General features: G+C 60.0%; 15 protein-coding genes. 4 read left to right on the plus strand and 11 right to left on the minus strand.

Annotated features, from left to right (window positions below; genetic code table 11):
• Window positions 1-70 precede the first annotated feature (70 nt).
• From BOX37_RS07805 to BOX37_RS07835, 7 genes are all read right to left on the minus strand, one after another.
• Window positions 71-700, minus strand: coding sequence for an MT-A70 family methyltransferase (locus BOX37_RS07805; RefSeq protein ID WP_071927058.1), 630 nt, complete (start codon window positions 698-700; stop codon window positions 71-73).
• The gene (locus tag BOX37_RS07810) at window positions 697-1,644 is read right to left on the minus strand and encodes a replication-relaxation family protein (protein ID WP_084759482.1); all 948 of its coding nucleotides are present in this window, start codon (window positions 1,642-1,644) and stop codon (window positions 697-699) included. Before BOX37_RS07810 ends, BOX37_RS07805 begins: the two co-directional genes overlap by 4 nt.
• Window positions 1,641-3,833, minus strand: a complete 2,193-nt coding sequence (locus BOX37_RS07815) for a type IV secretory system conjugative DNA transfer family protein (protein WP_071927059.1) — start codon at window positions 3,831-3,833, stop codon at window positions 1,641-1,643. Before BOX37_RS07815 ends, BOX37_RS07810 begins: the two co-directional genes overlap by 4 nt.
• A complete protein-coding gene (locus BOX37_RS34855; RefSeq protein ID WP_206045786.1) occupies window positions 3,820-4,167 on the minus strand; it encodes a hypothetical protein in 348 nt (115 codons plus the stop codon). Before BOX37_RS34855 ends, BOX37_RS07815 begins: the two co-directional genes overlap by 14 nt.
• 171 nt (window positions 4,168-4,338) lie before the next feature.
• On the minus strand, window positions 4,339-4,539 hold the full coding sequence (locus tag BOX37_RS07825) for a hypothetical protein (protein ID WP_071931273.1): 201 nt from the start codon (window positions 4,537-4,539) through the stop codon (window positions 4,339-4,341).
• Window positions 4,540-4,543: 4 nt separating this feature from the next.
• Window positions 4,544-6,022, minus strand: coding sequence for a hypothetical protein (locus tag BOX37_RS07830; RefSeq protein WP_156910318.1), 1,479 nt, complete (start codon window positions 6,020-6,022; stop codon window positions 4,544-4,546).
• 59 nt (window positions 6,023-6,081) lie between these two features.
• Window positions 6,082-7,296, minus strand: a complete 1,215-nt coding sequence (locus BOX37_RS07835; RefSeq protein WP_084759483.1) for an OmpA family protein — start codon at window positions 7,294-7,296, stop codon at window positions 6,082-6,084.
• A gap of 547 nt (window positions 7,297-7,843) precedes the next feature.
• On the opposite strand from BOX37_RS07835, the gene BOX37_RS33790 reads away from it, so the two are divergent.
• Both BOX37_RS33790 and BOX37_RS34860 read left to right on the plus strand, forming a co-directional pair.
• Window positions 7,844-8,461, plus strand: a complete 618-nt coding sequence (locus BOX37_RS33790) for a hypothetical protein (protein WP_156910319.1) — start codon at window positions 7,844-7,846, stop codon at window positions 8,459-8,461.
• A gap of 50 nt (window positions 8,462-8,511) precedes the next feature.
• On the plus strand, window positions 8,512-11,493 hold the full coding sequence (locus BOX37_RS34860) for an NACHT domain-containing protein (protein WP_156910320.1): 2,982 nt from the start codon (window positions 8,512-8,514) through the stop codon (window positions 11,491-11,493).
• A gap of 63 nt (window positions 11,494-11,556) precedes the next feature.
• On the opposite strand, the gene BOX37_RS07850 is transcribed toward BOX37_RS34860, so the two are convergent.
• The 3 genes from BOX37_RS07850 to BOX37_RS07860 form a co-directional block, all read right to left on the minus strand.
• Complete coding sequence (locus BOX37_RS07850) at window positions 11,557-11,808, minus strand: hypothetical protein (RefSeq protein WP_240505262.1); 252 nt, start codon at window positions 11,806-11,808, stop codon at window positions 11,557-11,559.
• Between the two features lie 53 nt (window positions 11,809-11,861).
• Complete coding sequence (locus tag BOX37_RS07855) at window positions 11,862-12,227, minus strand: hypothetical protein (protein WP_071927065.1); 366 nt, start codon at window positions 12,225-12,227, stop codon at window positions 11,862-11,864.
• A 62-nt stretch (window positions 12,228-12,289) separates the two neighbouring features.
• On the minus strand, window positions 12,290-12,505 hold the full coding sequence (locus BOX37_RS07860; RefSeq protein WP_156910321.1) for a hypothetical protein: 216 nt from the start codon (window positions 12,503-12,505) through the stop codon (window positions 12,290-12,292).
• Between the two features lie 308 nt (window positions 12,506-12,813).
• On the opposite strand from BOX37_RS07860, the gene BOX37_RS07865 reads away from it, so the two are divergent.
• On the plus strand, window positions 12,814-14,019 hold the full coding sequence (locus BOX37_RS07865) for a helix-turn-helix domain-containing protein (protein ID WP_276207241.1): 1,206 nt from the start codon (window positions 12,814-12,816) through the stop codon (window positions 14,017-14,019).
• A 2-nt stretch (window positions 14,020-14,021) separates the two neighbouring features.
• On the opposite strand, the gene BOX37_RS07870 is transcribed toward BOX37_RS07865, so the two are convergent.
• Entirely contained in the window at window positions 14,022-14,414 is a 393-nt protein-coding gene (locus tag BOX37_RS07870) for a YunG family protein (RefSeq protein WP_071931275.1), read from the minus strand.
• Between the two features lie 879 nt (window positions 14,415-15,293).
• Here BOX37_RS07870 and BOX37_RS07875 point away from each other — a divergent pair.
• On the plus strand, window positions 15,294-15,809 hold the full coding sequence (locus tag BOX37_RS07875) for a TIR domain-containing protein (RefSeq protein ID WP_071927068.1): 516 nt from the start codon (window positions 15,294-15,296) through the stop codon (window positions 15,807-15,809).
• Window positions 15,810-15,819: the final 10 nt, after the last annotated feature.

The following is a 15,819-nucleotide window of genomic DNA, read 5'->3' on the forward strand; positions in this document are numbered from 1 at the left end:
GGTGCGAGCGGCCGGCGAACACGGGATGTGTTCACGGTGACGGCCGCAGGACACCGACGAGGCGCTGTCTCTATCCCGTGAGAATCCTCGGGTCGTCATTGCCCTTGTGTGCGCGCTGGTGGTCGGACGGCACCGGGTAGCCGGGGATCACGATGTCGGAGTCGTCGATTTCGTTGCCCCATGCTTCCCACCCTGGTTGACGACGGCGGGCGAACAGTTCCAGATACGGCCCGTGGGAGACGCGCTCGATGATCGCGAACTGCTCTTCAGGCTTATGGCTATGGTCTTGAACCGGGGCGATGAACCAGGTGGGTTGTGCGCGGAAGTTGACCGGTGCTTTGCCTCTGGTGCCGAACAGGACGTGTTCGGTCATGTTGCGCAGATACTGCCCGAGTTGGAGGCGCGGCTTCACCCACGTGAGCGGGGAGCGGTAGGTGAAGCCCCATGCATCCATGACCTCGAATCCGTGCCGCAGCGTGGCATTCGTAACCCAGAGAAAAAGGTGAGCATTGTCCTCAGCCAAGTCGGCCACGGGCATGGCCTTGATTTGCTCGATCGGCATGAGCGAGTAGTGCTGTTCGGCTCCTCGGGTCCCGCGTTGCAGGATGTCCCACGGTGGGTCGGCCAGGATGGTTCGGTAGCGCTTGGTGATCGGGGGAATCGGTTGTGGGTGAACAAGTTTTGTGTTCGCTTCTGTCATAGGCTGGTTCCTTTCTGCGTGATGTTGATTAGTTGTTCGGGTGCGATGATCCGGAACAGGTCCTCAGGCAGGCGGCGGTCTTTGGCGATAGCGCCATGCAGGGCGCTGCGCCGTCGTTCGGCCTTGGCGTCGGTTTCGGCGGCCATGCTCCAGATGACAACCGGAAACGCTCCGTCGCTGCGGTCCTGTTCGATGCCTTGTCTGCGGTATGACTCGTACTCGCGGCACTTCCGGATCAGGGTGGGGATGCTTTCGGTCCCCATGTCGATCTCGATGAAGGCGGCGTCGACGTACTCGCTACCGGGTGGCGAAGCGGTTTCGGCGTACAGATCCGGTTTGAGGGTCAGACGCACCGCGCCGATCCCGGTGTAGGTTCGCCATGAGATCGGCTCGATATCGCAGCGCAGCAGTTCCAACTGCCCAGCCCGGTCGGCACGGACGAGGCCCACGTGGGCGTCGGCGACACCGAGCTGATGGTTCAAGAAACGCGCGGTGGGTTCGCGGAACGCGCGTCGGGTGCGGCGTTCACTTTCACGCCGCAGTAATCGGTCGCCGACTTCATCGACATAGTGGATGAGCCCGCCACTGCCCCCGCTGGTTCCGCCGACCGAGCGGGTCAAGCCACCGAGCACCCCGAGCCGACGCAGACGGGCGCAGGCGCGGCGGGCGGCGCGTGAGCGTGATCCGGGGGCGTTTTCGAAGTGCAACACTTCGATCTGCCCGATGGTCAGGAACTTGTGTTCTGCCACCGATCGCAGGATCGCGGTGTCTCGTTCGCCTAGTTGCTGGGCTACTTTGTCCAGGTCACGCACGCGGCGGCGGCCTTGTGTTGTGGTGCCCGAATGGGCACCATCATTCGGCTTCCGCAGCGAACCATGATGCCAGGTAGATGAGGATTTCTTGGAGGGGCCGAAAGGGTTGTCGACAGGGTGGGGTGTAGTCACGCGTCGTTCCTCCTTCGGCGACGGGCTCCGCCGCTACTAGTCCCGCCATTCACCTGCTCCAACAGCGCAGCGAACCCCGCCTCGATCTCATCGAGCGGCTGTCCATACCGCTCTCGACTCAGTCGCCGAATCTCGTTCGGATCGCTGGTGATCGGTGGCGGTGGCAAGGTGGTGCCGGACGCCCACGGCTGGACTGAGTTGTCCCGCATCAGGCTGGTGTAGATGTGGTGGGCAGGCAGCGCCCCGAAGTCTTCCGGCGCGATCATCGTCTGCCCGGCCGCCATGTCCTTGGCATCGCCGGATTGCAGTTGGAAGGTGATGCGGCTGCGGGCGTTGTTCCGAAAGGCATCGAGCATCGCCGGGGGCAACTGCTTCTGGTATTGATGCGCCAGGTGAAACCCGGCCCGGAGGCTCCGTGCGGTGGCCAGCGCATCACCAAGATCAGTCGGCAACCGCAGGTAGTCCTGCACCTCGTCGATGTAGATTTCGACGGGCTGCCTGGTCTCTTCCGGCGTCCCTGCTCGTTCGCGGATTGCTTGCCACAGTTCCGCCAGAACGAGCGCACCCAGCAGTTGCGCGCTTTCCGGCCCGATGACGCCCTTCTGGAGCGGCACCAGCAGTACCTTGTTCTCGTTCAGCACTTGGCGTATGTTGAATTTCGGATTGCGCTGCGCCAGAACAGCCCTCAACTGGCGTGTCAGCAAGGGGCGCAGCTTGTTGCTCAGTGGAGCGATCTTCGTATCCACCGCTTCTGGTGACATCGCATCGAACCAGGCCCAGAACGGCCCGGCCGCGAAAGGATCGTCGCGGATCACCCGCTGGGTCAGCGACCGCCGAAACCCCGGATTGGTGAGCAGCAGCGGCAGCATGGTGAGCGAGGCGTCATCGCGCTTCGCCAGCACCTCCAAGGCATTTCGGAGGATGTCCGCCGAGCGTGGCCCGAGATCACCGTGAATGGCATGGATGGTGCCGAATAGCGAATCCGCGATGACCTCCGGTGTGCGGCCCTCGCTGTGCGCCAAGGGATTTATTCCGACAGGGGCCTCGTCCAGGGCATCCAGGAGGACTACGTCCTGTTTCCGATGCTCAGGAATCCGAGCCAGGATGTCTGTCACCAGATCCTTCGGTTCGATCACCACCACCGGCCGACCCGCTTCGAGGTCTTGAACGATCAGGTTCAACAGCAGCGTCGACTTGCCGGTGCCGTTCGGCCCGATGACCCAGGTGTGACGCATGCTGTCGAGCACGTCGTAGCCGATAGTGCCAGAGACGCCGGGGGCGTTGGCCTCCGCGATCACCCTCTCACCACTCAGGAGCGCCGGGGTCGGCCGCACCGGCTTCGGATGCAAGGGCGGCTGCCCAGGAAACCGCTCGTCGTGATCACTCACCGGCCAGGCCAGCAGGTGACTCAGTTCCGGCACACTCAGCGGCTGGGCCGGGGTCAGGATCGACCAGGTTGCTTTCGGCCCGTTGACCTTTGCGGCTTTCTCGTCCGCCAGCTTGAGATGCACCCCGGCCGTCTCCACCGTCCCGATCGCCGCTGCCAGACCAAGGAGCAACGATTTTCGCCGGTCCGCGGTGCCGGCCTCGACGCCGATGCGGATGACGGCCGCGAAGCCGTGCTGGCCGAGCTTGCGGGTGATGGCCTGCCTGGCATTCGGCCGCTTATCCGGCAGCAACCCATTCCACACTTTCGACGCCACCGATTGATGGCCACCGTGGGGGTGTTCGCTAGGAGGCAACATCGGCTGACGGCGCGGCCCGAGTACTACTTGAATCACCAGTCGCTCACCGGTATTCACAGCGGTAAGAGCACTCAGAATCGAACGACTGGAAGCCACACGGTCGACCGGTTCGAGCGGCCAATCCGTCGCGGTGAGCTTGAGGCGGCGGGCGGTGACGATGTCGCCGCGTTCGTCGGCATCGAACGGCGTCACCACCGAGCCGCTGATCAGCTGCTCGACGGACCGGCGCACACTGTGTACATGCCGAAGTTGGCTGCCCACAAGGTATTCCACCCCGTCGCTGGTTGCGCGGGCTTCGAGGATCAGCTGTGGTGCGTGCTTTTGTGCGGCCCAATGGCGGAGCAGCGACGTTGCCGCTCCTTCACGAAACGGGCTGGGCCAGAAAAGGAGTTGCCAGACGAGGGAGTCGGCCGTTAGTTCTTGGGTCGGGTTATTTATTGTCATGGGCGGCCTCCGAATCGTCTTCTTCAGCAAGCAGGTCGGCAGCGGGGGAGCCCGTAGCGGCATCAGTCTGAGCGTCGTCAGTAGCCTTTTGTCGCTCCATTTCTTCGAGTTCCATCGCAATAATTGCGCGGCCCAATTTCTGAAGATCCGGCGAATCTTTGCGCTCGCTGCGCACAGTGACGTGGCGGTCCCTTCCGGGCTGATTGCGACCCTTTGCGGGTCGGCGATAGTTGTAGCGTCCAGTTTTTGACATAGCTGTCCTCCTTGGGGAATTACGGTTGATATTTCTGAAAATGGACTTGGCGATTAACGCCTTCACGCGATCGCGTTGCACGCACGCAACGGTCCGCTGTCCTCTACTATGCGTTGCACGTATGCAACGATCAACGGTATTGACTAAATCACAACACCGAAAGGGCGATCATTCTGGAGGTGATAAGTTTGTTCATTGCACTTATGTCAACGTTGCAGAATTGCCATCAATATTGGAGTGGGTAAGCGGTAGTTACCACCCGCTGCGGATCTTGCGATACAGCAGCACCAACCCCGCGATCACCCCGATCACTCCCGCAATGCCCAGGATGAGTGCCAGTGTCGGCCAAATGGATTCGATGACCCCGACCGCGCAGTAGACGGCAACCACGCCGACCAGGATGCTGATGCAACCGCGCTTGAACTTCTCGGCCATATTCAGGTCGTCGCTCATCGCGTCACCACTCCCCACCGAGGTCGTCAGCTTCGTCGTTCGCGCTCGAAGTGCCCTTCGGCACCTCAGGCGTGGACGTGGGAGTAGTCGTCGACGTCGCACCCTCGGTGGATGTTTCGCTCTCCGCGACCAATTCGCCCAGGCGACCCAACAGGTGGTTGAGCACCGAGTAATCCACCGCCACCTGCGGGGCCAGTAAGTTGCTGTCCGCATTGTGCTGCGTGGAAAACGTTGCCTCCGCGCCGCAACCCTGGTGGTACGAGCGGGCCAGCAAGCGCACCTGATCCGCCCCCTTGAGCGGTGTTCCCATCCTGGCGAGCGTTGCGGCGTAGACCCGCTCGGCCTTGAGCATGAGCGGCGGCAACTGTGTGGTCAGGCTGTCGATCCGGCGCTGTGAATCGACGCGCAATTTCTGGATCGGTGCCAGCTGCGTCGCCAAGTGCCCGATCTCGTCGGTCTGGAGCGATCCGTCCCGAAAGCGCGTCGCGACGACCACCACGTTCACCACGATCACCACGACCGCGAAGAAGACCCCGAGCACGACCGCGCCGGTGATGCTGCCGCCTGCCGCCACGCTGTCCGAGACGAGTCTGTATGCCATGACGATTCCGGCCCCGATCGCCAGCAGCGACGCCAAACCCACGAACAGCAACGGAATGCTGCGCGCCTGCCCTTCCGGGAACTCGACGTGGCCGTGTTCGTCCTTATAGCCCTTGAGATCGTGGCCGATGAACTTCAGCCCCACGGCCACGGCCGCAGTACCCAGCAGTGCGAAGACGATGGAGGTGATGAACCCGATCAGGCTTTCGCCCCAGGCCCTCCCGTCACCAGCCGACAGTCCGGCCAGATCAACATTGAACACCTGCGCCAGGAAATACAGCAGCACAAAGAAGTCCGCCAATGGCGCCCAAGTAGCGAACCGGTGTGCCCAGACCGGCACCCGCCGATGCTTCACACTGCCCGCGTCGCGCTCCTCGGTGACGATGGCGCTGACCACGATCATCCGGTCCCCAGCACTGCGGGTGGTGATGATATCGCCGTTCATACCGGTCAGCGGCTGGGCGTCCATTTGAGCGATTTGGGCACGCACCGTGTCAATTTCGCCCTTGATCGTTGCTGCCCGGTCTACCAGGTCGCCCAGCTGGTCGGCACCTCGGTCGCGGGCTTCCTCGGCCCCCAGCATGCCCTTGCTCAGCACCAGGGCTTCCATCTGGCTGAATGTGGCCGGATCACGGGTGACGCCGATCCGACGCTGTTCGCCGACCAGCGCCAGTACTTGCGGCAACCATCCATGCGGGATCGGTTTGCCCGTCGCCAGCGACCATGTGATATCCCGCTTGGGTACCGACTTCGGCTCGTACTGCTGCTCCGCGAGGGTCGTGGGCAGGATCGGTGGGTCGGTTGGCTTACGTAGCGTCACCGTCCTCGACGGCTGCGGGTCAGGGGAGAGGCAGTTCGGCGTGGTGGCAGGTGTCAAAGTCACAGCAGTACCTCCAATCTGGTTGGCGGATGGGCGTTCTTGCGAGGGGTGGTGTTGGGGCATCAGCGACCCGCCTTGTGGAAGACGATCTCGACACGGCGGTTTTTCTGCGCGGCTGCCTCGTCGAAGACGCCGCCGGTGAAGTTGGGGATCACCGGTTGGCGGGCACCGCGGCCAGTGACCGCCTTCAGCAGGTCACGCCGAAGCCCTAGGGCGACCAACCGATCTGCCACTGCGCGGGCACGGCGACCCGCCAAATCGTTGTGATCGTTCCCTTCGCCGGTATCGGCTATGTGCCCGGTGATGTCCAGCGACCGAATCGTGCAGCGGGAGGTTGCTTCCACGATGGGAAGAAGGGCAGCGTCGGCGCTGGCCGGCAGCGCCGCGCTGTCGGCTGAAAATCTGAGCACGGCGTCGGACAGGTTCAGCCATACCGGGCAGCCGTCCTCGGTGATCGCCTGCGGAACTCCAACCACCGGTACTGGCATCGTGGCTACCGGTGCCGCCGCGGACGGGGTGTCATGGGCGACGGCACACCTCGCCGCCTGCGCCCGCTCACAGATCCCGACCCATACTCGTTCGATCGCGGTGCGCGCGAACGGCGGCAAGCCCGGTTGCGATCCGGCAGCGACGCCTAGGCGGTGGAAAGTCACGTGACGGCCGGTGAGGTTGGGCAGTTGTCCTTGCCTGGTAATGCTCTCGATGACGCTGTCCGGGTTCGTGTTCCAGCCAATAGCCTGGAATGCCATCGGGGCCCCCGTACTGATGCCCGACGACAGCACATGAATATCTGCGTTTGGAATCTGCGCTGCCCGATCGAGCAGCGGCAACACGTTCAGGCCCGGCGTGGTGGAAGTGGCCTCACTCAGCGTGACGCCGAGTTTATCGATGGCCGCGCGGATCTGCCGCTCGGAGTCGGCGGCGGCATGCTGCACCTGGCCGTTCGGCCGGAGCGGGGTGAGGTCGGTCGTGATGACCTCGCCGCTGGTGGATGTGATGACGCGGACGGTGGCGTCGCCCTTCCGCTTCGAGTGCCTTGCCATGTTGGTCAGCTCGGTGGCGAGCGAATCCGGCAGGGCCGGGCGGGGTTCCGCACTTGAGGCCGTAAGCACCAAGGTGGCGGAGCGAGCGGACGACCGGGTTGAAGAACCACACGCGGTCACCAAGCCGGTGATGAGGATGAGAAATACGAGGATCAGGACGAGGCGGGGTGAGATATTCGGAGAAAGTGGGTGGCAGAACCACCGCGGGGATTGCGCTTTCGGGAGATGGGGCATGTAAGCCTCCTTGCTGTGGGTGGATAAGGAGCAGAACCGAAGGGCTGGTTGGGGATAAGTCGTTTCGGCACCAGCCGGACTGGTGCCGAAACGACTGCGAGAGTTAGGTATCACCACCGTTCGGGCCGTGGCTGCAGCCGGGGCACAGGTTGCCCGTTGGTCGCCTATGTCGCCCGTGTCGTGGTTGTGAAAGCCGCACCTTGATGGTCGCTTCCAGCGAAACAAGCAAATACGAGACCATGAACAGAACCCACGCAGTGAGGGTGGATTGCATTGAATTCCTTTGGATGGGTTTGCGGATCAATCAGGGATTGTCCGGCTTCCGGCATGGAAGCAATTCGACTGTGGCATGTGGAATCGAGGAGCGGAACCGAAGTTGGCCGCAAGTTGGGCGTGACCTGCAACGACGCCCAACTTGCGGCCAAGTTGTCGGTGAACTCTCTTGACAGCGGGAGGGCATCCAAGTATTGGCCCGGAAATGGATCATCAAGGGCGGGTCTCGTAATTTCTCGCCTTATATGCTTATATATTTATAGAAGAACTAAATATGACAGACCCCAACCATTACCCCTCGTCGGAACCTCAACCTGAACGGAAGTACCCGGAACTTCCGGCGGACCCTCTTCCGCTTGGGCAATTTGATCCGGCTGCCATCGCATATTTGTTTGAGCTGACTGGAAAGCATTGGCTTACCGGTCGATATAGAGACGAAGGCAATGAGGCGACCGAGGCGGGTGGCGTCTATTCCGCCGTGGAACAAGGTGTGCGCCAACTGGTAGAACAGAACACCGGTTTGGCAAGGGATGCCCTGTATCTCATGGCCAATAGCGATGACTGGCAAAAGGAGTTGTCGGCAACAATGCTGGACTCGCTATTACGACGCGAGCATGAAACTAACGATATAGATCATATGGTGACGACTGCGGCGCATTTAGTGCGACTCATGCATGAGGAAGAAGCCGGTCAATTATCTGGCGAGGTTCTATCAGAGCAGACGCCGTTGAGTTTCTTTGCTGCTGCAACTACTGCGATGAAAGATTTGGTCAGAAATTACGATCTGTCCCCGGACGATCCTTCTTCAACAAGCTGGCTCCGGCCGGACTTTCATAAATGGTTTGAGGCGGAGCTGCTGAAGTACCTTGAGCCCGAGGAAATTCATGGCTGATTGAGGTCAAATGGGATCATGACACCTACGTGTAAGCTATCATGTTGGCCGTGACAGATAGGGATGCGGGCCGTTCCAAGGCGATGGTGCATGAACTGGCGGCGCTGTACCTATACAGGGTCCGGGTAGAAGCTGGGCTACGAGCCGGTTCTTATCGGGACAGCGAGCCGGTCAAGCTCGGTGACCGGAAGTACAGTCATGCGAAATATCACGTAGACTTGTATTATATTGCGCGCCTTGTCGAAAGGCTCTGTCCGGAACTGTTGGCGCTCGACCCTGTGGTGGCATTGGAGAATGTCTTCGGCCATGCCATGCAGGACAAGAGATTTGATCGGTCAATAGATCCGCAAAGTAAAATCACAAAGCGTGGCCTACTAAGAACCATGTACATCCTAAGTGACATGGAACGCGAGGCAGACGAGGGGAAGTTCGCATCGGAGTTGATGAAGCAAATTTTTGCTTCTGAACCAGACCGGGCCAGTAAAATCTGGGAGGGTCGACGAAGGCGCTGGATCGACGACGCCCGAGAAAGATTGGTGGATGCACTCCTCAAGTTGGAAGAGGAATTCGAAGCCAAATCTGCCCCACAGGAACCCACGCTCGATAGCACGCAGTCGGTCGAACAATTTGCGGGGAACAGATCGACCGAATTCGTGTTGGACGCTGCTCGCATGGCCTCCAGTCAAGACGAAACCAGTGAAGAGGGTGCGGGTACGAAATCAACCGGCTCGCCCGCTGTTTCAAGTGACTTCGTTGGTAGCCCGCTGGTTCACATCGACACTGTCAATGTGAACCCTCCGCAATCGCGGCGTCTACTTGATCCTACTAATGCGCAGTTCGAAGCCGCCAAAATGCTCACGCAGACTGTGCTCAAGCGCTGCAAAGAAGAGCGAAAGGCACTCCGACTCGATTCAAACCACCCCATGCCCGTCCGCTGGTCATTGACCAAGCAGCAGCGGGCAGATCGTCTCGTCAACGCTTTCGGCGGATCGGGACCGTTTGCATTCGACGTAACCTCCGAAGACCACCTCGATGCTGCTTCTCAGTTTCGGAAGCTTGCGCGAAGTCGACTAGTGATCCTCGGTCAGACAGGTGCAGGTAAGACTGTTTTCGCGGAGACTCTCCAATGGGGCCTGCTTGAGCAGGAAGAATGGCAGATCGTTCCGATCTTTCTCCGCGCCAACAGCTGGAATGTCGCCGAGCAGAAGTCGCTAAGAGACTGGATTGTCCATCGTTTGACAATCGACTACCCCGAAGTATGGGGAAGCAATCAGAAAACCTCGCCCGGCGAGTTGTATGACGCCAACCTGATCCTCCCTGTCATTGACGGCCTCGATGAAGTCGTCAGCGGTATCCGATCAGATATCGTGAAGGCTCTCAATGAACACCTTACTCACCACGACGGGCTGGTGGTGAGTTGCAGAACCGAGACGTACGGCGAAATTGTCGACGAGTCTGGCGTAATTGCTCGTGCTGCGGTCATTGAGGCGCATCCGCTGAAAAGCGAGGAAGCGGCGAAGTACCTGGTCGACCTTGCGCCGGAGGGAGACCCGACATGGCTGGAAATGAAAAATGCTCTTGTTAGCGAGCGATCGCAGTCATTGTCCAAGATCTGCTCCAACCCGCTCGGCCTCTGGCTTGTGCGAACAATTTATATCGACAAGGACTATCGCCGCGATCAACGGACTGTCGCAACAACTCCGCTAGAACTGCTCGACACAGACCGTTTTAGTGACCCTGAAACAATCCAACACTACCTCTTCGACTGCCTAGTACCGGCAGTGCTCGATCGGCGTACTGTATCGGAGGACGATAAAGCAGACCCGCGGCGTCCTCGAACGAAATGGAGGATCTGGGAGTCCGAAAAGTGGCTGTCACATATTGCACGCACGGTTGATCCTGGCGGCACTATCGAATGGTGGCATCTCTCTGGCAAACCGCATGTAAAATTTCGAACCGTCAATCAGCTTATTGATTGGCTATTTGAGGATCGCCGCTTACGGGTTACATTTCCGATTATTGCATTGGTAGTTGCGCTAGGTTTCCTCGCCTATAAGGAAGTATGGTACCTGCATATTCTGGTATCTGTCGTCTTGTTGCTGTCGCCATTCGCTGTAGTACCAATCGTTCTGGTATGGCAAATACGGCGGATCGAGGAACCTCCGATGCCTACCGGCTCGAAGAGCCTAAGAGACTTTGTCGGATACGAAATTCGGCACGAGGCTAAGGGTTTCCTTTGGGCTCCGCTCGCTGGCGGTGCCTTCTTAGGTTTTCTCGTCTGGTACGGAAACCTGCCCTTCTCAAAGCTGGATATGCTCTGTGGCTGGATGATCGACATGTTGCCCGCTGGTCTGTCCATGTCAGCGGTAGTAGCGATTTGGGCATTGATTGGTGTATTGGTCGCGCCCGTGCTCGTTTTCCTGGCGAGCATCCAGCACGGAATTGCCCGATGGCTACGCCCTAGAGAACATGATTCGGGATGTCCGGAACACAGTCCGCAACTTAAAAAGGATACCTATCAGCGGGAGCAGTGGGACAGCGCGGAACAGCGCTGCATTACCTGCGGCTGGAGTTGCGACTGTCCGAACTGCGACGCTATCCGCAATGCGTGGCGAGATCCGATTTCGACACACCGGGTAAGTAGAAATCGGGCGCTGGCTGGCATTCCCGTCAATATCCTATACATGGTGGTCGTTGTTGGATTCATCATTTGGTTTTTTTCTATGCCGGATGGCTCGACGCCCTCGGATTCAGCTCATTGGATTGCGATGGTTCCGCTTATGATGATAATTGCAATCCCGTTCGCTATTCCTATTGGGATGGCTTTGGCTATCGCGCGGGAGCCTGCATGGTACTCCTATTTGTTCGTATCACGCTGGTCCGCCCGCCGAGGGAAGCTCCCCAAGAAGACCATCGATTTCCTGGAGGACATGCACCGTGTCGGCCTATTCCGGATAGATGGTGCAGCTTATCGCTTCCGCCACATTGAGCTACAACGCCACCTCCTGAACAAGACGTCGGACCGCAGGTAGCGCAGAGCACACACCTGAAGTCCGCAGAAGGCCCGATTCTGAATCCCTACTGTGCCTTCAACCTCACGCCGTATCCACCAGCTTCACCGCCGCCTGCAAATGCACCCAGCAGTCATCCGGTCGGTGCATCCCGTGACACTCGCGCAATTGCCTCGCCCGGATGACCGTCAACTCCATCAGGTATGCGTCACACAGGATCTCGGCCAACGGCCCATCGGCGTGCACGAAGGTCCGATCTGCCGCATCTCGATACCGCCGCGGAATTGGCTGTGGCAGATCATTTCTCGCGTCCTGCGAATCGTCTGCATCAGTCATGCGGGAGCTCACTTTCTGCATCGAGACTGTCTGTGGATGTTGCGCCGTGCCGGTCAGTACGGCTGGCGCGACGTATCCGGCCTTACCCGTCCGGCGTCGATGAGCGTCTGGAAGGCGACAGCCTTCCTACCGCACCCATCCAGGCGGCAGATCCGATGCACCTGCATCTCGCGGTGGGCTTCATCGGCCGTGAAGGGCTGATCGGGTACGTCGTGCGTCCACGAGTAGGGCCAGATGCCCGATGCGGCATCGCTTGCCGGTGGGGTTGATCCAGCATCGCCGCCCGGCGCCGGCCTGGCCGCGCTCGCGCTGCCCGGATCTCCCGGCCACCGTGTCGCCATCACCACCACCGACGCAAGCAGTGCAATCGCGCCGACGCCAGCAACCCCGGCGAGAAGCAGGTTTAGCCATGTAGGCATGACTCACACCCCCGCAGGCAGACGTTGGCCAGATTCGATCTCAGCTGCCTAGTCACAACCGATCACCGCGGCTTGCTGGCAGAGGGCACCACGCGTCCGGCCTCGATGAGCGCATCGAGCGCGGCAGCCTTCCTCGGGCAGCGTGTAGCGCGGCAGGCCACGTGGAACTGCATCACCGAGTGGGACTGTTCGATGGTGAACGGCACCGATGGTGGCTGGTGCGCTTCCTGATTTGTTATGGCGATGAAGTGTTGCATGGCAATCGAATTCGTTGTCATCGAGATCCTCCGTGGCAGAGCAACCGAAATAGGCGGTGGTACCCGGCACCGGGGGCATTTCGCCACCGGCCTGCCACCCATGGGTAAACCGGTGCGCCGCTGAGGGGTTCGGCGTCGGCCCGGTGCCGGGTACCGCGTTGGACCGTAAGCCCGGAAAACCGCCGCTTTCGCCCAGAAATAGCTAGTCCGTGCGCCGTTATACGGAAATCGGTATATGGTGCAGACGGGGCCGCAACCGTACGGCGAAGGCGGCCTACCCGGCACAACCCAAGTAGGCTCGGCCGCGCAGGGGGTATCCGAGAATGTCTATGACAACGGGCGAGACCATCCGGCGGATTCGTAGATCCATCGGGATGACCCAGGCGGATCTGGGTGCGCTCCTTCATTTCACCCAACCGGCAATTTCGCAGCTGGAGCACGACGGCCCCGCCAGCTACGATCTCCGCGTGTTGCGCCGTGTGGCCATCGCACTCCAAGTGCCATTGGCCATACTGGCGGCCGAGTCGGACGAGGAGGCAGACGTGCGGCGTCGCCAGTTCTTCAAGACGGGTGCGGTTGGGGTTGCTACGGCTGTCGGTGGAAACAAGCGCCAGGAGATCGCTTCGTCCGCGTCTTCTGGACCGAAGGTCGGTGCCACGGATGTCGAACGAATTACCAAGAGCATCGACAAGATTCACGAATTACAGCTGATGGCTGGCGGTGATCGGCTGTGCGAGATCGCCTCCAACGAAGTGCGCTACATCGAGCAACTCCTCGATGCTGGCAGCTACAGCGACAAGGTAGGCAAAGCGCTCACCAGCGCCGGGGCCGAGATGATGACCGCCGCAGGCTGGGTGCATTACGACGCAGGCCGTTGGAAGGATGCCAAGCGCTACTACGCCGACGCGGCTCAGGCAGCCACCGTCAGTGGCGACGGGATCGCCGCCGCCCATACCTGGATCAACGCCTGCCTGCTGTCGTATCGGGAAGGTTCACGGCCGAAAGAGGGCGTGCAGCTCGCCCAAGCCGCGCAACTCGCCGCCAGGAGAGAGGGCGGCCCAAAGCTGCGGGCACTGGCCGCAATTCGCGAGGCCGAGGCGCTCAGCGTGATTGGCGATCGTTCGGCGATGGTTGGTGCGGTCAATCGGGCGCACCGGGCGTATGAATCGACCAGAGGTCATGATCCGGCCTACCTTGCTCATCTGCCGGAAGCGCAGCTCAGCGGATTGACCGGCCTGGCGTTCATGCGAATGGGCGACCACAGTGAAGCCACCACATATCTGCGATCTGCCATCGGCGGCACCGCGGCCTACCCGCGTGAGCAGACTGCCTGGCAGGTTCGCTTGGCTGAGAACTATGTTCAGGCCGGGGCGATTGCCGATGGCTGCGGGGTACTAATCGAGAACTTCCAAGGCGTCAGCAAGGTGGCCTCGACACGCCTGCAAACGACGCTTACCGAGATCGCGGATGAGCTGCGTCGGCATGTAGCGGTGGCGGAAGTACGCGAGTTTTTCGGGCTGTGGACGGCACGGTGAGGCTAGTCACTGAGACGTTCGGCAACCCTTGCCCGTAGCAGTTCGTAGCGCTGCTTGGTGTGCTCGTAGGAGAGACAGAACTCGCGGGTTGAGGCGAAGCCCTTGGTTTTCGGTGCCGGTTCGGAGAACTGGGTGTGTTCCGGGAACTGCTCGGCAGTGAGATCAACCGGCCTGCCGTCGATGAGATTGAAGTAATGGGAGACGGTATCGCCGCTGGGCAAGGTGGCGGTGGTGTGAAGGATATCGCCGCCCAGATGATCGTTGACGACGCAGGCGGTCACGGCACACTGCCCCTTGGCGCGGTTGTTCTCGGTCCAGGCTGCGGCAGCGCTCGTGTCGGCTGACCAGGCGGATCGGATCGCTTGGCGGAGTGCTTCGAGCGGTACGGCAACCATGAAGGCGAGGGTATCGCGGCTGTGCAAGATCGCGCGGTTTGGGAGGCTCGGCAACCCTTGGAATGGATGGGGCCGTGGACCATGCCGAACAATTTTTCTCTGCATCGCGCGGGCCGATCATCCTGACAACCCAGCGCGACTCGGAACTCTGCTAATGGCCAGTAAACATCACAATTCAATAACATAAATTGCGTTCGAGAAACTGGTCGGTCGAATATTTTAGTGGCCTAAATGCCTTCTGGCCTGGCATTCTGTCCGCTCGTGCAGCGGCCTCGCAGTTGCTGTGGTCGGTCACCAAGGGTTAGATGCCCTCGGCGTTCGAACAGACTTTCCAGCCGAGAGTTACACCGCTGTAAGCTGTATGGCGGTACAGCAAACCCCAGGCCGGATGCCTAGGGGCTCTGGCCTGGGGTTGCATCTACTTGGCGGTAGGCGGCTGAAGTTACCAGGGGGACTGTGGGGTGTCAGTGATGGCGACCACATCGTGACCAGAGATTTATTTGCTGCTGCCACGAGGCCCGAAGCGGACGCCGAGGGTCATGGTGAAAGGTGGCTCAATATGAGTCAGGTTGGCACGATTGCTCATACTGGATCTACCTGCCCTGAGAGCGGGGTGTGGCAGGTCGTCGGTAATCCGTCGACGACTGCTCCGATTGCCAAGGGTAATGTTATGCCGCCGTACAGCGGCCAGGCCGTCGATTGGAAGCTGATTCAGCTGGCCTAGTCGGCTGGAGGGTATCGCCGTCGGTTTGGTGGGTCGCGGTCGGCGGCCCGCCGAGTCGACGATTCCGATATATTGTTGATGTCCAGGAATTGTCAGTGCTTGCGCGTCGCCTCAAGTCTCCGGTGTCAAGATTGATCCAAGATCAAAGGATAAACGTGGGTTACAGGAATAAGACATATGTTGCATTTGCTAGTGAAGATATCCACTGCTACCGAATGATGGAAGCATGGCGCGATAACGAGAAAATCGACTTCAATTTCTTTGATGCTCATGATCTGAACATCTCCAAAGACTCAAGCCTTCCTGAAACGATCAAAAGAAACCTTCGTGCACGCATGACGAATGCAAAGCAGATCGTGCTTCTTGGGAGCGCTAGTGCAAGGAGGAAGGGTGGGAACGGTGTTTCGTTTCTCGCTCATGAAGTAAAGTTGGCAATCGAGTTCAAGTTGCCCGTCGTGGTTGCCAATATTAAGAACACTCGGGATCGTTCGGTCGACCGCTCGATTATTCCGCAGCCCTTCCTGGATGTCGACTACTACACGGTCTCGGTAACGTTCCAGCCGAAGATTATCCAGCACGCACTCGACAACTATGCCTCGACATTTTCTAGTTCTGAGAAGGCGGGGCCGCATATCTACCCGGACAAGGTCTATTCGTCTCTTGGGCTGTGACAGGTCGCTA

The sequence above is a fragment of the Nocardia mangyaensis genome (assembly GCF_001886715.1).
GTDB classification, from domain to species: domain Bacteria; phylum Actinomycetota; class Actinomycetes; order Mycobacteriales; family Mycobacteriaceae; genus Nocardia; species Nocardia mangyaensis.